The following is a 24,767-nucleotide window of genomic DNA, read 5'->3' on the forward strand; positions in this document are numbered from 1 at the left end:
TTGGATTAAGCCTATCTAAAAATTCCGTTAGGAAAAACAACCGGACTCTCAAATCCGTCTTTACCTACAGCAGAAACTCCGAAGAAAAAGTTGTCGATAACAATGCCTTCCAAAACAAATTCAGAAACATCACCTACATATCTACTATTATCCCAGGTTGGAGATGTGGTATCTCTCCAGTAAATTTTATATCCCTTTGCACCATCAACCTTACTCCATTGAAATTTAGCTGCAGGTTCCACAATACCACCTATTTTTACCGTTTTAGGTGATGGTGGAGCCCATGCGATAGATGCTAGGTTTATGGCGTTTACAGCCGTTAATTTAGCGGCATACTTAAAGTTTACATGTTCTAGAACATCGCCATAAGCGATACCATCTTCAACACGAATATCTTGATGTTGTTGGGTGTAATTCTCATGAGCTTCCATAATACGAATACCAGGGAAACCAGCATCGTTAAAAGGTCTATGATGCCCACCACGACCAAAACGATCCAAACGATAAATCATTATTGGGTTCATTTCTGGCATGTACTGCTTCACGTTTTTATGAACATAGCGTGCTAGTTGTCTAGAAATTCCGTCCACTTCACCGCCATAAAAACGTCTTGCTTTACGCTGCGCTTCAGTTTCGGTCGGTGGTACAGGTTCAGAGAAAATTCTAAAATCTACATTGCTTACCGTACCATCGACACCAGTAATATTACCGATCATATCATTGTTGAAAATACCGATAACTTCCCAGCCTTTATCTTTTGCGTATTGAGCAATACCGCCACCACCGAATAGACCTTGCTCTTCACCAGAAAGTCCCATATAAATGATGCTGTTCTCGAATTTATATTTTGATAATACGCGTGCAGCTTCAATAGTACCCGCCATACCGCTGGCGTTGTCATTTGCACCTGGGGAATCATCTGTGAAATTTGTTGGGTCACTAACACGAGAATCGATATCGCCACTCATAATAATGTAGCGATTTGGGTATTTTGTCCCCTTTTGAATAGCAAGTACGTTAACTACTTCTACATCTTTTATAATACGGTCGTTAGCACCTTTTTTAACTAAGTCTTTTTGAAAGAAAACATTCAAACACCCATTACATTCAGCAGCGGTTTTTTCGAATTCACTTTTGATCCAACGTCTTGCTGCACCAATACCTCTGGTAGTTGAAACGGTATCGCTTAAGGTATGTCTAGTACCAAAATTGACAAGTTTAGTAACATCGTTTTCTATTCGCTCGGCAGAAACTGCATCGATAATATCATATATACGTTGATCGGTTTGTGCTGTTAACGTAATGGCTGAGGTTAGTAATGTAAGCAGTAATAATTTTTTCATTTCAATTTTTTATATGAGTAAAGCTAGTATGGGCAATAGGTTTCTAAAATTAAGTAAAATATAGGGTTGAGCATAATTTCATGTATAAAAGTATAAGTGCGTATGGTATAGTTTTAATAGGATAAAAAAGGTATTTCTATTTAAGCAGGATTTATCATCGCCTTTTGATCAATAAATAGTATACACCAAACAACGGACCTATAGCTAAAGGAATAAATAAAAGATCAATAGGGATGATCGATTGAAGTGATCCTAGAAGTTGAATGCTAATAATAGTAATGGCAAAACCAATACAATTTACTAGTGTAAGTGCAGTGCCTTTTAATTCGGGTGCCACGGCCGATGCCACCAAATTTGAGAATTGAGGTGAATCTGCAGTAACAGCAATGCCCCATAAACACCAACCTGCCAAGAATACATATATAGGAAGTGAAAATAGAAGCGGAGAAATTAAACATAGAAATCCCGATGCTATTAACGCTATCAATGCTACTTTTTTACTGCCTATATGCTGAGAAAGTATTCCGCCATAGGCGCATGATAATCCGCCGAGGGCAATGACGATTCCTGACCAAAGTGAGACCGAAATATCACTACCTGATTGAATCGCAAAATATTGAATGGCAATAGGTGTAAAAGCCCAAAAGGCGTAGAGTTCCCACATGTGCCCGAAATACCCAAATGCAGCTTTCTTAAATTCGAAATTTTTAAAAAGCTTCGGTCCGGCATCAAATTTTAAAGTAGTACTTGCCACGCGATACGGACCGTTTGGCACAAGTAAGAAGAGTAATAGTCCGCCCAACGCCGTAATACCAGAGGTTAACATAATAACCTTATCTGGATGACTTGCTAAAGGACTTCCTTTTATCAAAAAAGGAAAAGCGGTGCCTAGAACTAATGCTCCGACTAAAAACCCCAATGCTTTACCGAGTCCTTTTTCGTAGTAGTCTGCCGCTATTTTCATTCCTACGGGATAAATACCTGCTAAAAAGAAACCTGTACTAAATCTCGCTAATAGTAAACCACCCACGTTTAAATCTGGATAGATCAATGTCAGATTAGAAAGGGATGCTAGAAAGGCACAAATCATAAATACTTTTGAAGGAGAAAATCGATCTGCAATCATCAAAACTCCGAATATTAGGGTCCCGATGATGAATCCGAATTGTACCGAAGAAATGACATGGCTAACAATATCTGCACCAAAATCTAACTTTTTGGTTAGCGATTCTAATATTGCATTCCCTGCAAACCATGTAGAAGTGCAGGCGAACTGTGATAGAATTATAATCGGGAGAATATGTAGCTTTTGTTTCAATAGATTAGTTAACAAAAGTTACTTTGACTATCTCATTATTTTCCACTTCATAAATAGCTACAGCTTTAAAAGTGTTGCCATTTGCAGTAATCGATTCTTCATCTATTACTTTGTTTCCGATGACGATTCTATTGAGAATTTCGCAATGTAAATCTGGGGATGAATTAAAGAAATCAGCATAGCCAGCTCGCATTGCATCTGTACCATCAGATCTTAATTCTCCTGAGTAGCTATATATTTTAGCTTGTTTTGCATACGTGGCTAAAAAACCGTCAATATCTCTATTGTTATAAGCTTCAAGTTGCTTTTGAACAATGATTTCTGGGTCAAAAGTTGTTTTTTTATCTCTAATAAAAGTCATGGTTTTTATGAGTCCGTCAGTTTCATAAATGGCCACTTGTTGTTTTTGTTTGTCGCCAATAGTGACAAATTCTTGGTCTATAACAGTAGAACCAATTACAATTCTTGAAGATACCTTAACTTCAATGGAAGGTGTTTTTTTATAAAAAGCCTCATACCCATCTTTCAGTTGTTTTCTACCAATGGATATAGTATCCTGAGAGAAATTTTTCACTACAACATCTTCTGAATAGCAATTTACAAAAGCGTCTAAATCACGTGCATTAAAAGTTTCTACTTGCTTCTGTACAATTTTATCTGGAGCATCTTTAGAAACAAAAGAAATATTCTTTCCGTTAGGGCTTACGGCTAGTCTTGATATACCATGAATATCAGTTTGTTGAAATTCAAACAATGATTTCCATTCTGTATCGATTGATGGCTTAAAGGAAAACAGATATTTGTTATACGCAGTAATTAAGCTTCCGTCGGTAGTCCAAGTCACATCTTCAGAATCTCTTAAAAGGTTTGTGATAACCTTTGTTTCTTTAGAATTTGGGTTTAGCGATGTAATAGTAGCATTCTCGCTTTCTTTTGCTATAAAACTAATTAGCTCTGTACCGGGAATTTTATGCAACGATCGACCTACATTCTTCTGTACAGTATAATGGGTGTTCTCTTTTAGGTTATACACCACCAAATCCATACGATTTTCGATCAAAACCGTGCAAACAATAATATCACTAGAAAACCAAACATGATAACCCACTTTTAAATCTGGTAATAACACCTTTGAGTCACCCGTTTTCAAATCATACGCGTATAAACGCTGTAAACCATCTTCGTCTAAACGAACAGCAGAAACAGCATTTCTACCAGGAATTTTTAAAGGAGAATATTCACTACCATTTGGTGTATTAGAAAGCCAAGTAGTTGTTTTATCGTTTATATCATAAAGGGCTATATCTGTTTGATTATTTCTTGTTGATGCAAATAGAATTTTATCATCAAAAAAAAATGAAGGTTGATTATCATAACCTTCATTCTCAGATATATTGATAACCTCATTAATTTTCAAACTATCATTACTCAAATCTAAATTTGCTATATAAACTTCGGTGCCTTGTTGAGCAAAAGCAGTATGGCAGCAAAAAAAGCTTACGAATACAAGCTTGTAAATTTGTTTCATATTAATGAGGGTAATTAGAATGTAAGATTATTTTTTGTCGGCAAATCGCTTCAAAATTGCACGTACATTTTTAGTGTTATCAACAAAATATCTTGCTTGTGTTTTTTGGCGCCCTACTTTCACGGTAATGGAATCTTCAGGAAGCTCTTGAAACATAAATTCATCGGTCCAGTCATCACCAATTGCAAAAACAAAATCGTACTCATGTTCAGTATACACGCGCATAGATGCTCTACCTTTATTTACGTTGCTGCTTTTTATTTCCATCACTTTGTTACCATTTAAGACACTTAAGTCATCATTGGCAATAAGACTTGTCAATACCGTATTTAGTTCAACAGAACGTTTTTGTCCAAAGTCGGGATCTGTTTTTCTATAATGCCAAGCTAAAGAATAATTTTTTTCTTCAATAAAACTACCAGGTGTGCGGTCTACAAAAGATTCTAACACTGGTAAAATTTTCTCCATCCAGTCTTTCTTGACATTTTCTAGCATCCTGAATTCCTCGCCACCTTGCGAAATCCATACACCATGCTCAACAATCATATTGTACTTTTTAGGCAAGAACCATTTAGTGAACGTTTCTTTATCTCGCCCGCTAATTAAATACATATCTGTGTTTGGTTGAGAAGAAATCGCATCAAGTAGTTTGTATAATTCTTCATCTGGCGATGCTTTTTGTGGATCCGCATGAAAACCAGCCAATGTACCGTCATAGTCTAAGAAAACTAATCTTCTTTTTGCTTTATTATAATCATCCATCACCGTATTCAAGATGTCTGCAGACAGTTTTCTTGACTTATAGGTTTGATCTTTTTCTTTTTGACCCACTAACGATGTCATAAAGTCATTAGCCCATTTTTCAACGTTATAACGCTCTAATCTCTTTTGTAATAATGTGTTTCTAGCAATCTGTTCTTCTTTAGGCATATTTATAGCCTCGTTTAAAGCATCTGCAATTTGCTCAAAATTGTTAGGGTTAATCAATAGCGATTCATTCATTTCATTGGCAGAACCAGCCATTTCGCTAAGTATTAAAACTCCCGTTTTGTCTGTTCTAGTAGCAATGTATTCCTTAGCTACCAAATTCATACCATCTCTAATTGGTGTCAACCAAGCAATATCAGAAGAAGTATACAAATCAATTAAGTTTTCAAAAGGCATAGACCTGTAGAAATACCAAATCGGTGTCCAGCTAACCGTTGAAAGTTCGCCATTAATACGACCTACCAATTCATCAACTTCTCGCTTTAATAATTGGTATTGTGGTACATTCGAACGAGAAGGTACAGCAAGAATAATCAGTCTTACTTTTTCTTTGTACTGAGGGTATTTATTTAAAAAGTATTCAAATGCTTTTAATCGCTTCGCAATACCTTTAGTATAATCTAAGCGGTCAATAGACAAAAAGAATTTAGCATCAGGCGCCGATTTTTTATGGGTGTCCAGACGTTTTTGTAGTTCAGACTTTTCGTCTTCGCTGCGTTGCGAATGTTCTTTGGCAGCATCACTGAATTTTTTATAATCAATACCCATGGGGAAAGAGTCTACCTTAATAACCCTATCATCTAAGTAGATATCATTAAAACTTACCTCTAAGCCTAATAACCTTCGTACAGAGCTTAAAAAGTGACGTTCATAGTCATAGGTATGAAAACCGATTAAATCTGACCCTAATAAGCCTTGTAATACTTCTTCACGCCAAGGTAGTGTTCTAAATATCTCATAAGAAGGAAAAGGAATGTGCAAAAAGAATCCGATAGAAATATCAGGTCTTTGGGCACGAACCATTTGCGGTACCAACATTAATTGGTAATCGTGAATCCAGATTGTATCATCATTATCGGCTTTTTCAAGAATAGCATCGGCAAATTTCTGATTAACCGCTTTGTAAACCTCCCAACTTTCAAGCTCAAATTCAGCGTATTCTAAGAAGTAGTGGAATAGTGGCCATATGGTTCTATTGCTAAATCCGTAGTAAAAACCATCTACTTCTTTTTCTGTAAGATTTACTTTAGAAGAACCATGCTCAGCAAGAGCCTTATCAATTTTAGGGATTAACTCTTTAGGTATTTCTTCATCTGTCAATCCGCTCCAGCCAATCCAAAGGCTATCTCCACCTGAGTGCACAGATTTCATTCCGGTAGCTAAACCACCAACACTTGGCACTGCAGTAATGTCTCCATTGCTAATTTGTAATTGTACAGGTAGTCTATTTGAGATAATGATAGTTTTCGCCATAAAAGAGATTTTTTTGCTACTTCTTGATAATTATTTCTCTAAATTTCGGGAAAAAGGAGGGTAATACCAATTGAAACCTCATATGAATTAAGATTTTTATTGAATGGATAATTTAGACTACGGAATAATAGGGAATTGTAGAAGTGCAGCATTAATTTCAAAGACAGGAAGCATCGAATGGTGCTGCTTACCAGAATTTGATAGTCCATCTATCTTTGCAAAATTATTAGATGAAGAGATTGGTGGTAGTTTTGAAATCAATGTAGATGATAGCTATGTCATTACCCAAAAATATGAGCAATTCACGAATATTTTAATCACTTCTTTTAAATCTGGCGCTGACCATTTTGAGATTCATGATTTCATGCCACGTTATAGAAAAGAAGGCAATGCTTACCATGCGCCACCAGAGTTGATCAGATATTTTAAATATATATCTGGTGCGCCAAAATTTTCAATTGTTTACGATCCCAAGCTTGAGTATGCAATGGGTAAAACTGAATCATTTATAAAAAAAGATTTTATAGCAAGTCTTACGCATGACGTAAAATTCGATACTATATTTTTATATTCTTCTTTTGATAAGAAGACTATTGTAGATAGTGGTGAAATTGAGTTAAACGAAGATGGTTATATTCTGGTAGGTTATAATGAAAAACTATTGCTACCTACTACAGATAGGGCTTACTTAGATTTACAAAATACAAAGGTATATTGGTTGAATTGGTCTAATTTGACACCTACCTATGAGAAATTCAACGAAGAAATTTCTAGAAGTGCACTGACTTTAAAGCTATTAAGCTATGATAAGACAGGTGCAGTTTTAGCTGCAGCGACTACATCATTACCAGAAACAATAGGCGAAGTACGTAATTGGGATTACCGATTCTGTTGGATCCGCGATGCATCTATGGTAATTAAGGTAGTATCAGAATTGGGTCATAAGAACGTTGCAAAACGTTATTTACAGTTCATTATAGATTTGATACCAGATAAGGCAGAGAAGCTTCAAATCATGTACGGTATCAATAAAGAAAAGAAGTTGACTGAAGTAACCTTAGAGCACCTAGCTGGTTATAAAGGTTCTAAGCCTGTAAGAATTGGTAATGCAGCTTATCATCAAAAGCAAAACGATATCTATGGTATACTAATGGATGTTATCTACGAACAGATGGCGAAATTTAGTATTGATATTGATAATGGAGAAGACCTTTGGGCGATTACAAAAGGAATCGTTTGGATTGTAAGTAATAATTGGAAGGATGCCGATAAGGGTATTTGGGAGTTCAGAACAGAAGACAGACATTTTACATTCTCAAAAGTATTATGTTGGACAGCTTTGGATCGTGCGATCAAGGTTGCCGAAATGTTAGATAAGAAGCACAAAATTGAGAAATGGGAGCCTATTAGAGCAGAAATCTGGAAAGATATATATGACAATGCCTGGAACGAAGAAGTAGGCGCATACACGCAGTCTTATGGGTCTAAAGAGTTAGATGCATCTGTATTGTTGATGGAATCTTATGGATGTGTGAATGCAAAAGATGAGAGATATATTAGCACGGTACATGCCATAGGGAAGGAATTAAATAATGACGGATTACTGTATCGTTATAAAAATGAAGATGATTTTGGTTTGCCTTCATCATCATTTACAGTATGTACATTCTGGTATATAAATAGCTTATTTAAAATAGGAGAACGTAAAAAAGCGTTGGAGTATTTTGAGCGATTATTGAGTTATAGTAATCATTTAGGTCTCTTTAGTGAAGATATTGATTTTAAGACCAAAAGATTATTAGGTAACTTCCCACAAGCATATTCGCATTTAGCATTAATAGAGTGTGCAATCAACTTCTCTAAAAAAGAAAGTGAAGATCAAATGCTTGAGTCTTTAAGGGAATAATTAACAAGTAGCAAAGGACTTAATTTTTTGTATTAAGGCTTTAAAATGAAGCGCTGTGGTAAACGGATTCATCACAGTAATACGCATGTAATGCGTACCTTTTAGTTTCGTTTGTACAATATAAAATTCGCCATCTTCTAAAAGAGATTGGCGAATTTTTACATTAAGAGCATTTATATGTTCTTCATCCATATCAGCAGGGCAATACCTAAAACAAACAATATTGGACATTGGCTGTAAAGCCAGTTCGAAATTTGGCTCCTCTTCAATAAGCTGAGCAAAGAGAACACCTAAGTCATAAAGTTCGGTAACATTTGCATCAAAAACTTCTTCTCCGTACAATTTTAACAGTGTGAACCAATGAATTGCCATCATATTTTTGGTGCATTCAAACGTGCGTTTACCAGAGTTATACCAATCTTCATGCTCAGAATCTGTAAGTAGGTAATCTGCTTTCTGGCTAAAAGTGGCGTTAGCATTTTTTACATCTTTATAGAGTAGGGCAGTGGTCAGTGCTGGCATTAGCATCATTTTATGTCCGTCGATAACAACAGAATCTGCCAATTCAATACCTTTTAGGGTGTGCTTGTATTTTTTAGAGAAAATTCCCGCTCCACCATGTGCGCCATCAACATGAAACCAAATGTTTTGTTTTTTAGCAAATTCTCCAATCACTTCTAAGTCATCAAAAATACCAGTAGCAGTAGAAGGAGCACTACCAATAATAGCGAATATTTCAATTCCCTTTTCCTGTGCTTCTTTAAATTTAGACACCATTAAATCGGTATCCATTCTAAAACCTTTGGTTACAGGAACTTTAATAATTCCTTGGTCGCCCAATCCCATAATTCTTGCGGCACGATCAACGCAATAATGCGCTTCTTCGCTTACCATAATGCCTAATTGATTTTGGTTGCCCTCATTCCAAATATCTCTTTTGGTAATTGCTTTTCGTCCACTTAATAACGCAGTTAAATTTGCCAAAGTTCCGCCAGAGGTTAAGAATCCTCCTGAAGCGTTATCGAAACCAATTTTTCTACAAATCAATTCTATAATAATGCGCTCAATAGCATTAGAAGACATGCCCATTTCGTAAACCGCAGTACCGTTATTTAATAATGAACTAATTAGCCCAGTGAGTGCAGTAATTGGAGCTGGCGGACTCACTTGATGTCCTATATACTTAGGATGGTGTACGTAGGTGGTACGTTTTATTATTTCTGGAAAAAGGTCTGTTTCAATACCATCGGTTAAAAAAATCTTCCAGAATTCTAATTCCTTTTCAGGTTCGTTCCAGTTGATAGCATTACGAGAAGAAGCATTTAGTTTATCCTCTAAGTGAGAAGTCAATTGGTCGATTAGAATATGACCATTCGAATTGAAATCGGAAGTATTATAAACCTGTTCAAGTAATTTTTTATGCATGGTTTAAAAGTAGTCGCAATATCAATATTTACCAAACAAAAAAACCGCCCCAATTGGGACGGTTTAATATTCAAGTTACCAAACAACAAAAGGTAATCTGAATTAGTCAAACGTATAACCGTTATCTGCAGCAACCTTATCGGCAATTTGTGTGCGTAAGGCAACTACATTAGGGTAGTTTGTATATTTCGTGAAACGTTTAAGTCCCATTAACATCATTCTTTGCTCATCACCTTCAGCAAAAGAAACGATAGCTTCTTTTCCTTTATTAATGATGGTTTCAGTAGCACTGAATAAGTACAATCTAGACATGGCAATTTGAGTAGCTTGTGCTTCTTCACCAAATCGTTTTGCATTTTTCTCTGTACGTAATAAAGCAGATTCTGCCATATATACTTCAATAAGAATATCAGATGCAGCCAACATTAATTGTTGGTGATTTTCTAATTCTGCTCCGTATTTCTGTACTGCAGATCCAGCAACCATTAAGAAAACCTTTTTAAGTCTCTTCAAGATATCTTTTTCTTCAGCGAATAGTTCAGAAAAATCTGGTACATCGAAAGAAGGAATTCCCATTAACTCTTCACCAACAGCAGTTGCAGGACCTAAAAGATCAACATGACCTTTCATTGCTTTTTTCACAAGCATACCCACTGCCAACATTCTGTTGATTTCGTTTGTACCTTCATAGATACGGGCAATTCTCGAATCTCTCCAAGCAGATTCCATTGGTGTATCGGCACTAAAGCCCATACCTCCAAAAATCTGAATACCTTCATCTGTAGTTTTTTGACAATCTTCAGAAACAGCTACTTTTAGAATAGAACATTCGATAGCATATTCTTCAACACCTTTAAGTTCAGCCTCTTGGTGTGTATTACCTTCCGCTTCACGCATAGCAATACGATCTTCTATATTTTTTGCAGCACGGTAACTTGCAGATTCATCAACATAAACGCTAGTTGCCATTTCGGCAATTTTAGACTTAATAGCGCCAAAGTTCATAATCGGAGTTTTGAACTGAATACGCTCGTTAGCATATTTAGTAGCTTCACCGATAACTCTTCTTTGTGCATCTAAACAAGCAGCCGCCAATTTAATACGACCTACGTTCAATGCATTCATTGCAATTTTGAATCCGTTACCTCTTGTAGATAACATATTCTCGACAGAAACTTTAGTTTCGTTAAAGAATACCTGACGCGTAGAAGAAGAGTGAATACCTAATTTCTTTTCTTCATCACCTAAAGTAATACCGTTACTTGGGTCATTTTCTACAATGAAACCAGTAATATTCTTATCATCTTCAATACGAGCAAATACGATAAACATGTTACAGAAGCCTGCGTTTGAAATCCACATTTTCTGACCTGTAATACTGTATGATTTTCCGTCATCAGAAAGAACAGCTTTAGTTTTTCCTGAGTTAGCATCAGAACCGGCACCTGGCTCAGTAAGGCAATAAGCGCCAAACCATTCTCCAGAAGCTAATCTTGGTACATATTTTTGTTTTTGCTCTTCAGATCCATAAAGCGTAATTGGCATAGTTCCAATTCCTGTATGTGCTCCAAAAGCAGTACTGAAAGATCCAGTTGCTCCTGAAATGTAATCACATACTAACATGGTAGAAACAAATCCCATACCCATACCACCATATGATTCTGGTACAGCCACACTTAACAGTCCTAATTCACCAGCTTTACGCATGGTTTCTTCTGTAAAAGCGTAGTCTTTATTCTCAAAACGCTCCCAATGTGCCCAAAGTTCCCTGTCAACAAATTCTTTGGTGCTCTCACGCATCATGCGTTGCTCTTCATTCAAATCTTCTAATGTGAAAACATCTTCACAATTGGTTTCTTTGACAAGGAACTGTCCTCCTCTAAGAATATCTTTTTTTACTGTATCTGTACTCATGTTGTTAATAGTATTTAGTATAAAGTAATTAGTATTAAGTATTAAGTAAATACTATAATATTAATTAGTGAAAGTTGTTAATTTAAAAATTCAAATATTCCGGCTGCGCCTTGACCTGTACCTACGCACATGGTAACCATACCGTATTTTCCTTGCATATCTCTTTTACGCATTTCGTCAAACAATTGTACAGATAATTTTGCTCCGGTGCATCCTAGTGGGTGACCAAGTGCAATTGCACCACCATTTACATTTACGATGTCTTGATTTATTTTCAATTCACGCATTACTGCCAAAGATTGTGAAGCGAAGGCTTCGTTCAATTCTATTAAATCAATGTCATTAAGCTTTAAACCTGCTTGTTTTAATGCCTTCGGAATAGCAGCAATAGGACCAATACCCATTATTCTAGGTGGTACACCAGCAGCAGCATAATTTACCAAACGAGCAATTGGTTCAAGATTTAATTCTTTTACCATTTCTTCACTCATTATTAAAACGAATGCGGCACCATCACTCATTTGAGATGAGTTACCAGCAGTTACACTTCCGCCTGCTGCAAATACTGGGCGAAGTTTATTTAATACCTCTACAGAAGTTCCTTTTCTAGGTCCTTCATCTTTGGTTACTGTATACTTACGATGTGCTTTTTTTCCGTTAGCATCCAAATATGTTTCTTCTACTTCAATAGGTGCTATCTGACTTTGAAAACGGTCTTCTGCTTGTGCTTTTAAAGCTTTAATATGAGAGTTGTAAGCAAAATTATCTTGATCTTCACGAGATACTTTGTACTCATTTGCTACAGCTTCAGCAGTATTACCCATTCCCCAGTAGTAATCTTCATGACCAGAATTTGCTAAATCATAGTTCAATTCTGGTTTATTACCTGTCATTGGAACAGAGCTCATACTTTCTGCACCACCAGCAATGATACAATCAGCCATGCCAGCTTGAATTTTAGCAGCAGCAATACCAATCGTCTCTAGACCTGATGCACAGAATCTATTTACCGTTACACCTGGTACATCAACAATATCTAATCCCATTAAAGAAATTAGTCTTGCCATGTTCAAACCTTGAGAACCTTCTGGCATCGCATTACCTACAATTACATCATCAATACGTTTTTTGTCGAATTGTGGCAATTCCTTCATCATATACTCGATGGTTTCGGCAGCCAATTCATCTGTTCGCTTGAAACGGAAAACACCCTTCGGAGCTTTTCCAACAGCAGTTCTATATCCTTTTACTATATATGCAGTTTTCATTTTTTATGCTTTTGGCTATTAGCTTTTAGCTATTAGCATTTAATTGTTGTTTTATAATAGACCGATAGCTAATTGCTACAGGCTAACAGTTACGTAATTTTAGTTACGTAATGGCTTACCCGTTTTCAACATATGCTGAATACGTTCTAGAGTTTTTCTCTCTGTACATAGCGATAAGAAAGCTTCACGCTCTATATCTAATAGATATTGCTCAGATACTAAAGTAGGCTCTGATAAATCACCACCTGCCATTACATAAGCAAGTTTGTTAGCAATTTTCTTGTCGTGTTCGCTAATATAATGGCTAGCTTCCATAGCATCTGTACCTACAACGAACATACCTAATGCTTGTTTACCTAGTACTTTAATATCATTGCGAGCTGCTGGCTGCGTGTATCCAGATTCTGCCATTAAAATTGCATGTGCTTTTGCAGTTGCAATTTGACGGTCTTTATTAACCACTACAACATCTTTACCTTTTTGAAGCAATCCTAAATCAAAAGCTTCGTAGGCTGAAGTAGATACTTTTGCCATACCAATGGTCAAAAAGTATTCTTGCAAAACGTTTAATTCAACATCACCTTTCTTAAAAGTGTCTTGAGCACGTAATGCCATCTCTTTAGAGCCACCTCCACCAGGAAGAACACCAACTCCAAATTCTACAAGTCCCATATAAGTCTCAGCTGCTGCAACAACCTTATCTGCGTGTAATGAAATTTCACAACCACCACCTAATGCCATACCATGTGGGGCAGATATTGTTGGAATAGAAGAATAACGCATACGCATCATAGAATCTTGAAAGAATTTTATAGCCATGTTAAGCTCATCATATTCTTGCTCGACAGCCATCATAAAAATCATACCAATATTTGCACCTACAGAGAAATTCGGAGCTTGGTTACCAACAACCAGACCTTGAAAATCTTTTTCGGCTATGTCTATTGCTTTATTCAAGCCAGTTAGAACATCACCACCAATGGTATTCATTTTCGATTGGAATTCTACATTCAAAATTCCATCACCTATATCTTCTACAACAACGCCAGCATTTTTAAATACTTCTTTTGATTTTCTAATATTATCTAATATGATAAATGAATCTTGTCCAGGAATTTTTTCCATGGATTTTTTCGGAATATCATAAAAATAAGTGCTTCCTTCTTTTACTGAGTAAAAAGAATCTTTGCCAGCAGATTTCATTTCTTGAATCCAAGCAGCAGCTTCTAAGCCTTCAGCTTTAATAAATTCAAGACCTTTTTCTAAACCTACGGCATCCCAAATTTGAAATGGACCATGTTCCCAGCCAAAACCAGCTTTCATGGCATCGTCAATTTTGTAAAGCTCATCTGTAATTTCAGGTATTCTATGAGAAACGTAAGCGAACAACTGTCCGAAACTCTTACGGTAGAATTCACCTGCTTTATCTTTTCCACCACAAAGTACTGCAAAGCGATCAACTACTTTATCAACCGTTTTTGTTAATTCTAACGTGGCAAATTTTGCACTTTTTTTAGAACGATAATCCATCGTACCTAAATCAAGTGTTAATATTTCAGTTTTACCTTTTGCATCTTTCGATTTCTTATAGAAACCTTGTCCTGTTTTACTACCCAACCATTTGTTCTCCATCATGGTATTGATGAAACCTGGTAGTTTAAATAAATCGTGACGCTCATCATCTTTACAGTTATCATAAATACCATTGGCAACATGTACCAACGTATCTAAACCAACAACATCAACAGTTCTGAATGTAGCAGATTTTGGTCTACCGATTACAGGACCAGTAAGCTTATCAACTTCTTCAACAGTCATATCCAAATCTTTTACCATATGGAAAAGGCTTTGAATACTAAAGATTCCAATTCTATTACCTATAAACGCAGGAGTATCTTTGGCAACTACAGATGTCTTGCCTAAAAATTGTTCTCCGTATCCATTCAAAAAGCTCAATACATCATCATCTGTTTTTGGACCAGGAATGATTTCAAAAAGTTTTAAGTAACGTGCAGGGTTGAAAAAGTGCGTTCCACAGAAATGCTTTTGAAAGTCATCACTTCTTCCTTCAGACATAAATTTGATAGGAATACCAGAAGTGTTAGAAGTAATTAAAGTACCTGGAGTACGATACTTTTCGATATTTTCAAATACTTGTTTTTTAATATCTAATCGTTCAACAACAACTTCAATAATCCAATCGACTTTAGATATTTTTGAAATATCATCTTCCATGTTACCCGTAGTAATACGATTGGCAAAATTTTGATGATAAATAGGTGATGGTTTTGACTTTAACGCTGCCGTTAAAGAATCATTTACCATTCTGTTGCGAACTACCTTGTCTTCTAAGGTTAAACCTTTCGCTTTCTCTTTGTCATTTAGTTCTCTAGGAACAATATCTAACAATAAAACCTCTACGCCAATATTTGCAAAATGACAGGCTATACCGCTACCCATTATTCCTGAGCCAATGACCGCTACTTTTTTAATGTGCTTGTTCATGTACTTTATGCTGTATTAATTTGATAAGTTGTATTAAAATAATTTTTTGTCTGCTATAAGTTTATTGATGGCATCTGTCACTTCAAAAAAACTATCTAGTTTTTCATCTGTCACTTCATTTTTTACTGCCTCATTAAATCTAAGAACGGTACTTTTAGAATCGTTCCTTTTCTCTAGTCCGAAGTCTGTTAAATAAATAAGAACTCCTCTGCCGTCTTTAGGGTTAGGTTTTCTTAAAATAAGACCTTTTTGTTCCATACTTTTTAAGATCCTAGAAAGGCTAGTCGCTTCCATTCCCATTTTTGGACCTAGGGAAGTAGATGGTGTGCCCGTTTTTGGATCAATACTCAGTAATGTGAAACCAACAGCCATAGTAGAATCAAAATTCTTTGCTTCTTCATTATACATTCTAGCTACTGCTTGCCATGTAGCTCTCAACGCATAATCTATCGTTGCTTCTTTCATACTCCTTTAGTTGGTTCCCAAATATAAGAAAATTTATTATGCATGCATAATAAATTTTCTTATATTTTAGTTAATCAAATGTTACTAGCATAACTTAAGGCGTAATCATATATGTAATGTTTTTATGATCTATTTATTGTATAGAGGTTTGTTTATTAGCTAGATAGATGAAAAGTATTTTTTTTGATATTAGGTACGTTATCACTTTTTTTTTGAAATACTTATATTAAAAACAAAAGCCCAACTAAATACCTTTTTCAAGGTTTAGTTGGGCTTCATAATTTATTACTATTAAATTATTTGATGATATTTAAGAATCAATGCTCATAAATATCATTATATAGATTGATATATTTTTGCTTAATAATCTTTCTTTTCATTTTCATAGTAGGTGTAAGGTGTCCTTCTTCCATGCTCCAAACATCAGGGGTTAGTCTAAATTGTTTGATTTTCTCCCATTTGGCAAAATTTTCATTTGCTAGAGCTACTTCTTCATTAATTCTGGCAATAACTTTTTCGTTAGTTGCGATATCAGTATTATCGCTAATAGAAATATTCTTCCTTTTAGCCCATTCTTTAATATACTCAAAATTTGGCTGTATTAATGCAGCAGGCATTTTCTCGCTTTCACCGACTACCATAATTTGCTCTATGAATTGCGACTGTTTAAAGCGATTTTCTAAAAGTTGAGGAGCGACATATTTACCACCAGAGGTTTTAAACATTTCTTTTTTACGATCTGTAATCTTTAAGAATCCGTCACTATCTAATTCACCAATATCACCAGTTAAGAAATAACCATCAACGATAACCTCTTTAGTTTTTGCTTCGTCTTTATAATAGCCTAGCATAACTTGTGGTCCCTTAATGCATATTTCACCATCTGCAGCAATCTTAACTTCAGTGTGGTCTATAGGTTTACCAACACTACCAATTCTGAATCCGCCTTCACGCATATCATTAACCGAAATTACGGGTGAAGTTTCAGATAATCCGTACCCTTCCATGAGTCCGAATTCTGCGGCATTAAAAATTCTAGATAATCTTGGTTGTAAAGCTGCGCTACCAGAGGCAATTAAACCTAGGTTACCACCTAAACCTTCTTTCCACTTACTGAAAATTAATTTTCTGGCAATAGAGAGTTGTGTTTCGTACCACCATCCGTTTTGACCGTATGGTTCATATCTAAGACCCAAGTCTACAGCCCAAAAGAATAGTTTCTTTTTAATACCGGTTAGCTCTGTTCCTTTGGCGTAGATTTTATCATACACCTTTTCTAAAAGTCTTGGTACCGCTGTCATTACATGCGGACTAGTTTCTTTTAAATTATCGCTTATTTTATCTAAAGATTCAGCATAGTAAATAGAAACACCTCTAAATTGATATAAGTAAATTAACATTCGCTCATATACATGGCATAGAGGTAAGAAACTTAATGCTTTTGTTTTTCCGTCTTCTATCGGGAAGCGCTTAGAACTTTCAATGGCATTAGTTACCAAATTATTATGCGATAGCATAACACCTTTAGGTCTACCTGTTGTACCTGAAGTATAAATTAATGTTGCCAAATGGTTTGGTGTAACGGCATTCATTAATTTTTCAACTTCATCTTGATTAGATGTATCTGTACCTAATTCTAAAACCTTTTCCCAGCTATCGCAATTAGAGACCTCTTCAAAAGAATAGACATTTTCTAAGCTTTTGACTTGATCTTTAATTGAAAGCACTTTTTCATATACTTCATTGCAAGAAACAAAACAGAATTTTGCTTCTGAGTGATTAAGCACATAGGCGTAATCTTCTTCAGATATCGTTGGGTAAATTGGTACGTTCTGAGCACCAAGTTGAAGAATACCGATGTCCATAATATTCCACTCCGTTCTGTTGGTGAGTGATATTACGGCAATCTTGTCATTAGGTTTTACCCCTAGGCGCAAAAGACCACGACTAATGGTGTTTGCTTTATCTATATATTCTTGAGTAGATGTTTTTATCCACTCTCCATTTTTTTTTGACACCAATGCCTCTTTTAAGGCATGCTTTTCAAGCTGATAATATGGAAAGTCGAAAAGACGGGTTACTTTTTGCATACTTTATTTCTAATAGAATATGCAAAATAGTGAAAGAACTCGATATTTTAAAATTGTATTGCTAAATAAACTAGCATCTTATTACAATATTCTTAATTGTAGACTTTTACAGTGCAAAGTATCGAAAATTACCATTTATCTACAATAAATTGTATTTGAGCGTGTTATGTATACATCTCAAGCTAATGTAGGAAAATTCTTTAAAAAGTTAAACTAGATTTGAGTAGAAAATTTTATTTAAAAATTATTCGAATATGGAAAAAAACTACATTTTTAAACTATATACTCAGGTAATAGCGGTAATCATATTTACTTTTTTAAGTAGTAATATAAATGCTCAGGCAGAACCTTTCAACTGTGATTTTAACGCATACCTGTTTCAATACAATGATATATATGCATTAGACCTTGCATCAGGTAGTTCGTATTTAGTAGCCGAAAATATAACTCCGGGTAATGTAAACGGTGTAGGTTACAATCCAACAGATGGTTATTTATGGGGCTATTTATCGACCCCATCTCGTACCATAGTTAGAATAGGGAAAAACTACATTGTAGATCAGTATACTATACCAGAATTACCAACGGGTAATAAATATGTTGGTGATATATCGCCAGATGGTGTTTATTATTTTAAAGCAGGTGGCTCTTCTTATTATAAAGTAGATATCAATCCTGATTCACCAACGTATCTTGAGTATTTAGGCGCATTTGAATTAAGTCAGAGTTTAGCTATTGCTGATTGGGCTTTTAATGCTGCCGACGGTAATTTATATACTGTAGAAGGTAGAAGTAGGGTTTTGTATAAAATTGACCCCGAGACTGGTAAGGTGTACAACTTAGGCGAAGTACCTATTCTTGATGGTTTAAAATACACTTTTGGAGCTGTTTATTTTGATGTAGATGGTAACTTTTATATCTCTGCTAACCAAACAGGTTCGGTTTATAAAATAGAGCAAGTCCAAAATATATCGGACGGAAATATGAATTCAAATATTTTTGCATTCGGTCCGGCTGCATCTAGTAATGACGGTGCACGTTGCCCCACAGCACCTGTACCGCAAGAAGATTGTATGAATGGTGTAGATGATGATGGCGACGGATTAGTTGATTGCGATGACCCTTCTTGTTCTGGTGTTGCTGCTTGTCCGGTAATTGTAACTACTTCTAGTGCTAATAAAGGCGGATTAGAAAGTAACGATAGGCTAGCGAATTTGATTAGTAAAAGAAATTTTAATAGAGCAAAAACCAATTATGTATTTGATAAGTTGAATGCGAAGAAACTTGTTAAAAATGCTTTCTACGGACTAACCTCTAAAACAGCGATTGATGAGATACCTTTAAATAGCTTAGTGCCATTGGGTGTAGTAGGTGAGACAAGTACAATAGAATCATCACCTAGCGATTTATTAGACTTAACGAATGCATCAGATATCTACTCGGTAGATTATTTAAATGGTTCTAAAAATTTAGGATCTTTGATGGTCATTAAAACAGATAACAAGGTTTATGAGCATAGTAAGTTTATCTGTGATCGTTTTCTGGGAGCGCAATTATTATCTGTTTCGAATATTCAGTTACGCGAAAAAGATTTTATCAAGTCCATTATTAAACAACCAGATGGTAGTCTTGAATTTGCTTTGACTTTCTCAGCTAGGGTAAATGCTGACGATAATTTTACCATAGAATCACATTGGAATATTGATGCATATGCCAGTGATACAGCGTATTATAATTTTCAGATATGGTCTAATTCGGTAGATGATTTATTATTACTAGCCGATGAAATTTTAAATCTATTAGAAGTTAATGCAGCTATAACTCAGTACAATGGGTCGACACCGCCGCCAGTTTTCGTAAAGTCTGCTAGCTATAAAAATGGTGAAGTTTTATTGAACTTAGTGAACAATAACAATTCTCAAAGTATTAATCTAGAGGGAGGTTTAAAACTTACTGAAACTAGCGATACTGAAGTATTAGGAGTAACTGCAGATATCGATGGATATTTAGATTCTGTAGCATTAAAAACAGGGACTTTGTTCGATTTAGGTTTTAGAATAAGTGCAGGTTTAGGTATGACGCCAGATGATCTTTTTGTAGCTGACGCACCATGGGGTTTAGATGATTCTGCTGAAGAAACTACTGTAACTACTTATGAAGTGTTACCAGCGGATGGACCGTATGTTGGAGAAGGGTATCCTATTGAAAGAAATATAAAATTAGAAGGTAATACTAGTTACTATTTAGGCGTGTACCGCGCTTTGAGTCCGAGGTTTGCAGCTGTCGATTTAAGTGAATATACAAAAGTAAGTTTTGAAGCAAAAGGAACAGGTAGTTTAGATGTGCAGTTGATAAAAGGTGATGGTTCAATTTATAAAACTACTATCAGTTTAGAAAGTGAAATGGATGAATACACATTATCTGCAACCGATTTTAAAAACGATTCGGATGCTAGTACTGATTTCTCTGATTTAAAAGTGCTTTCTTTTAATCTAGTTGCGGAGAATGGGTATGCAGAAGAGAAGTCGATGGAACTACAGAGTATAGATTTTCATAACCGTGAACTGGGTCAAGAGTTTGTAGATTCAGATTTGAATAAGTCAATTGTATATCCGAACCCAATGATAGAAAGTACCAGCTTGTATTTTTACGAAGAAAACGCAGATACCTATCAATTAGATATTTACTCTTTGAGCGGTAAATTAATTGGTAACCATCATATGGAAGGTGAAAGTATAGCAGGGCAGAATGAAATAACAATAGAAAGAAAAGACCTATCCCCAGGGTTATACCTATACAAACTACAAAACTCCAATGAGAAAACATGGAGCGGTAGATTGTTGGTTAGATAATACGTTTTGGTTGTAAAAAAAGCTGTGTACCCCAGACATGGGAGTGCACAGCTTTTATATTTATATAGTTTTATGGGATTATTTCTGATTAATAACCCACTCTTTCGCATTAGTAAAAGCCTCTATCCATGGAGAAACTTCATCAGTTCTATCCGTTGGATAATGTGCCCAGTTCCATGGAAAGATAGAACGTTCAATATGTGGCATCGTTACTAAGTGACGACCAGTTTTATCGCAAAGCATAGCAGTGTTAAAATCACTACCATTCGGATTTGCTGGATAACCTTCGTAACCATATTTGGCAACAATATCATAACTCTCTTCAGACTGTGGTAAATCGAATTTTCCTTCACCATGAGAAATCCAAACACCAAGTTTACTACCCTCTAAAGAAGAAAGCATTACAGAGTTGTTTTTCTGAATTTCTACAGAGGTAAAATTACTCTCGTGCTTATGAGAATCATTGTACGTCATTTTACCGTGAGATTCATGTTCCGGATTAATTAAATCTAACTCCATAAATAATTGGCAACCATTACAAATACCTACAGATAATGTATCTGGTCTAGCAAAGAAGTTTTTAATAACCGTATTTGCTTTCTCGTTGTATTTAATAGCACCTGCCCATCCTTTTGCACTACCTAGCACATCAGAATTTGAGAAACCACCTACAGCACCCAAGAATTGAATATCCTCTAAATTCTCACGACCAGAAATTAAATCGGTCATGTGAACGTCTTTTACATCAAATCCCGCTAAATACATAGCATTTGCCATTTCACGCTCAGAATTACTTCCTTTTTCACGTAGAATTGCTGCTTTTGGTCTCATTTCTGCTCCACTTAAACTTCGACTTGGAAGTTGTAGCGGTGTTGTAGAAGGGAACTTATATGCTAAAGGCTGAACCTTATAATTATCAAATCTATCTTTAGCTAAACCATTTGCTGTTTGCTGATTGTCTAGTAAATATGATGTTTTAAACCAAGTATCACGAAGGGCTTCAATGTTAAGTCCCATTTCCATACCATTGTTTTTAACGGTAAGAGTAGCTTCATTAGTAACGGTTCCTATTTTCTTGGCATCGATATTTTTAGACTTCAATATAGCTTCAATGCTATCATCTTTTGCTTGAAAAACAATACCAGCGTTTTCAGAGAACAATACTTTAATCGTATCAGCTTCATTTAAACCTGTTAGATCAAGATTGGCACCTAAATTAGTGTCTGCAAAACATAACTCTAAAAGGGTAGTGATTAATCCGCCAGAAGCAACATCATGTCCGGCTACTATCTTATCCTCTTTTATTAAAGATTGAATGGTATTAAAAACAGTTTTGAAGTAAGCAGAATCTGTAATAGTAGGTGTTTCGTTCCCAATACTATTTCTAGTCTGTGCAAAAGAAGAACCTCCTAATTTATAATTGTCTTTAGATAGATTGATGTAATAAATAGAACCACCATTTTTCTGTAAAACAGGTTCAACAACCTTTGTAATATCACTACAGTTACCAGCAGCAGAAATTACTACGGTACCAGGAGAGATAACATCACCATCTTTATATTTTTGTTTCATGGAAAGAGAATCCTTTCCTGTAGGTACGTTGATGCCTAAATCAATAGCAAATTCAGAAACTGCCTGTACAGCTTTATATAGACGAGCATCTTCACCTTCGTTTTTACAAGGCCACATCCAGTTAGCGGAAAGAGACACAGAAGCCAATCCGTCTTTTAACGGCGCCCATACTAAATTGGTCAATGATTCTGCAATACTATTTTTACTACCGGCAGCAGGATCAATCAAAGCAGAAATAGGGGAGTGCCCAATACTAGTGGCAATTCCTTCTTTTCCTTTAAAATCCAATGCCATTACTCCGCAGTTGTTTAGAGGAATCTGTAACGGACCAACACATTGTTGTTTTGCTACACGACCACCGACACAACGGTCCACTTTATTTGTAAGCCAATCTTTACTAGCAACAGCTTCAAGTTGAAGAACTGCATCTAAGTAATCATGAAAGAATTCTAATGAATATTCTGCATTCTTATAATCACGAATAACCGTTTTATCTGTCATTATCGTTTTAGGAGAACTACCGAACATATCAGACAAAGCTAAATCCATCGGCTTAGCACCGTTGGTTTTAGATTCAAAAGTAAAACGGTCGTCACCAGTAACATCACCAACCTCGTACATTGGCGAACGCTCACGGTCAGCAATGCGCTTTAGATGTTCAATATCTTTTTTACCGATGACAAGCCCCATACGTTCTTGAGATTCGTTGCCAATAATTTCTTTGGCAGATAGGGTAGGGTCACCAACAGGCAACTTGTCCAAATCTATTTTACCGCCAGTTTCTTCTACTAATTCAGATAAACAATTTAAGTGTCCGCCAGCACCATGATCATGAATAGAAACAATGGTGTTTACATCACTCTCAACCATACCACGAATAGCATTGGCAGCTCTTTTTTGCATTTCAGGATTAGAACGTTGTACAGCGTTTAGTTCAATAGCAGAGCTAAATTCACCAGTATCTGCACTAGAAACTGCAGCGCCACCCATACCAATTCGGTAATTGTCACCACCTAATATTACTATTTTATTACCAATTTCAGGTTTGTCTTTTATTGCTTGTTCAATTTTACCATAGCCAATACCACCAGCTTGCATGATTACTTTATCATACCCTAAACGACGTTTCTTATCTGCAGCCGAGGTCTCATCTTCTGATGATTCGAACGGAGTAGAAGCTTCGTCATATTCAAACGTAAGAACAGAACCCGTAATTAATGGTTGTCCGAATTTGTTTCCAAAATCAGAAGCACCATTAGAGGCTTTAATAAGAATATCCATAGGAGTTTGGTATAGCCAATCTCTCTCTTTCATTCCTTGTTCCCAAGGTCTCTCTTTTTCTAGACGAGAGTAGGCAGTCATGTAAACTGCAGTACCAGCAAGAGGTAAAGAACCTTTACCTCCAGCTAATCGATCTCTTATTTCTCCGCCTGCACCAGTAGCAGCACCATTAAAAGGCTCTACAGTGGTAGGGAAGTTATGTGTTTCTGCTTTTATTGAAATTACGGAGTCAAATTCTTTCTCTTGGTAAAAATCTGGCTTGTCTGCCGTTTTAGGAGCAAATTGCATCACTCTAGGTCCTTTTACAAAGGCAACATTGTCTTTATAGGCAGATACTATTTCGTTCGGAAACTTTTGAGAAGTTTTCTTAATCAATTTAAATAGCGAAGAAGGCATTTCTTCACCGTCAATAACGAAAGTGCCATTAAATATTTTATGTCTACAATGCTCAGAATTTACTTGACTAAAACCAAACACTTCAGAATCGGTTAGTTTTCTACCAAGTTTTTTGCTGAGGTTCTCTAAATAATCTACTTCTTCATCGTTCAGTGCTAAGCCTTCTTGTTTGTTGAAAGCAGCAATATCTTCAATATTTAGAATAGGTTTTGGTGCTACATGAACATCAAAAATCTCTTGATTTAGAGTGCTATATTTCTGAGAAATCATAGGATCGAATCCTGTAAATTTTTCTTCTACAGCGTTAAATTCCTCAATCCGAATAATTCCAGAAACACCCATGTTCTGAGTAATTTCTGTAGCATTCGTACTCCACGGAGTAATCATTGCGGCTCTAGGACCAACAAAAAAGGCGTCAAGAGACGCCGCATTTATTTTAGGTTGGTTGCCGAACAACCATATAAGTTTACTTATATCTTCAGATGAAAGTTCTTTAGCGGTCTGTACCGCAAAAACCTTTTTGCTAGGTTCCCCAAAAAAGTGAATCATTGTAGTGTGTCTGGTATTGATTTTTGAAATACAAAATTAAGGCTTTACTGGTAACTATTTACGGGAATCTGAAACACTTTTAAACAGTAATTGTTAATGAAATTAGTGAGAATT

Annotated in this window: 13 protein-coding genes; 2 read left to right on the forward strand and 11 right to left on the reverse strand. The window is 35.8% G+C overall.

The window, feature by feature from the left end; all coding sequences use genetic code 11:
- Positions 1 to 11: 11 nt before the first annotated feature.
- From QSV08_RS03480 to QSV08_RS03495, 4 genes are all read right to left on the reverse strand, one after another.
- On the reverse strand, positions 12 to 1,343 hold the full coding sequence (locus QSV08_RS03480; protein ID WP_324026616.1) for a M28 family peptidase: 1,332 nt from the start codon (positions 1,341 to 1,343) through the stop codon (positions 12 to 14).
- A 154-nt stretch (positions 1,344 to 1,497) separates the two neighbouring features.
- Positions 1,498 to 2,661, reverse strand: coding sequence for an MFS transporter (locus QSV08_RS03485; RefSeq protein WP_324026618.1), 1,164 nt, complete (start codon positions 2,659 to 2,661; stop codon positions 1,498 to 1,500).
- Positions 2,662 to 2,665: 4 nt separating this feature from the next.
- The gene (locus tag QSV08_RS03490) at positions 2,666 to 4,189 is read right to left on the reverse strand and encodes a nuclear transport factor 2 family protein (RefSeq protein ID WP_324026619.1); all 1,524 of its coding nucleotides are present in this window, start codon (positions 4,187 to 4,189) and stop codon (positions 2,666 to 2,668) included.
- Positions 4,190 to 4,216: 27 nt separating this feature from the next.
- Positions 4,217 to 6,430: a bifunctional alpha,alpha-trehalose-phosphate synthase (UDP-forming)/trehalose-phosphatase gene (locus QSV08_RS03495; protein WP_324026621.1), complete on the reverse strand. Its 2,214-nt coding sequence runs from the start codon at positions 6,428 to 6,430 to the stop codon at positions 4,217 to 4,219.
- Positions 6,431 to 6,533: 103 nt separating this feature from the next.
- On the opposite strand from QSV08_RS03495, the gene QSV08_RS03500 reads away from it, so the two are divergent.
- Entirely contained in the window at positions 6,534 to 8,336 is a 1,803-nt protein-coding gene (locus tag QSV08_RS03500) for a glycoside hydrolase family 15 protein (RefSeq protein WP_324026623.1), read from the forward strand.
- Here the strand turns inward: QSV08_RS03500 and QSV08_RS03505 are convergent, their stop codons facing one another.
- The 6 genes from QSV08_RS03505 to QSV08_RS03530 all read right to left on the reverse strand — a co-directional run bounded on the left by QSV08_RS03505 (position 8,337) and on the right by QSV08_RS03530 (position 18,003).
- Positions 8,337 to 9,761, reverse strand: a complete 1,425-nt coding sequence (locus QSV08_RS03505) for a pyridoxal phosphate-dependent decarboxylase family protein (protein ID WP_324026625.1) — start codon at positions 9,759 to 9,761, stop codon at positions 8,337 to 8,339.
- A gap of 102 nt (positions 9,762 to 9,863) precedes the next feature.
- Positions 9,864 to 11,675, reverse strand: a complete 1,812-nt coding sequence (locus QSV08_RS03510; protein ID WP_324026627.1) for an acyl-CoA dehydrogenase family protein — start codon at positions 11,673 to 11,675, stop codon at positions 9,864 to 9,866.
- Between the two features lie 77 nt (positions 11,676 to 11,752).
- The gene (locus QSV08_RS03515; RefSeq protein ID WP_324026629.1) at positions 11,753 to 12,943 is read right to left on the reverse strand and encodes an acetyl-CoA C-acyltransferase; all 1,191 of its coding nucleotides are present in this window, start codon (positions 12,941 to 12,943) and stop codon (positions 11,753 to 11,755) included.
- A 99-nt stretch (positions 12,944 to 13,042) separates the two neighbouring features.
- The gene (locus tag QSV08_RS03520) at positions 13,043 to 15,448 is read right to left on the reverse strand and encodes a 3-hydroxyacyl-CoA dehydrogenase/enoyl-CoA hydratase family protein (RefSeq protein ID WP_324026631.1); all 2,406 of its coding nucleotides are present in this window, start codon (positions 15,446 to 15,448) and stop codon (positions 13,043 to 13,045) included.
- A 33-nt stretch (positions 15,449 to 15,481) separates the two neighbouring features.
- Positions 15,482 to 15,913, reverse strand: a complete 432-nt coding sequence (locus tag QSV08_RS03525) for a MarR family winged helix-turn-helix transcriptional regulator (RefSeq protein WP_073244959.1) — start codon at positions 15,911 to 15,913, stop codon at positions 15,482 to 15,484.
- Between the two features lie 317 nt (positions 15,914 to 16,230).
- The gene (locus QSV08_RS03530) at positions 16,231 to 18,003 is read right to left on the reverse strand and encodes an AMP-dependent synthetase/ligase (protein ID WP_324026633.1); all 1,773 of its coding nucleotides are present in this window, start codon (positions 18,001 to 18,003) and stop codon (positions 16,231 to 16,233) included.
- 254 nt (positions 18,004 to 18,257) lie between these two features.
- Here QSV08_RS03530 and QSV08_RS03535 point away from each other — a divergent pair, with 254 nt between their 5' ends.
- Complete coding sequence (locus QSV08_RS03535; RefSeq protein ID WP_324026635.1) at positions 18,258 to 20,855, forward strand: DUF6923 family protein; 2,598 nt, start codon at positions 18,258 to 18,260, stop codon at positions 20,853 to 20,855.
- A 78-nt stretch (positions 20,856 to 20,933) separates the two neighbouring features.
- On the opposite strand, the gene purL is transcribed toward QSV08_RS03535, so the two are convergent.
- Entirely contained in the window at positions 20,934 to 24,653 is a 3,720-nt protein-coding gene (gene purL / locus QSV08_RS03540) for a phosphoribosylformylglycinamidine synthase (protein WP_324026637.1), read from the reverse strand.
- Positions 24,654 to 24,767 lie beyond the last annotated feature (114 nt).

The organism is Maribacter sp. BPC-D8 (assembly GCF_035207705.1).
In the GTDB taxonomy this organism is placed as follows: Bacteria; Bacteroidota; Bacteroidia; order Flavobacteriales; family Flavobacteriaceae; genus Maribacter.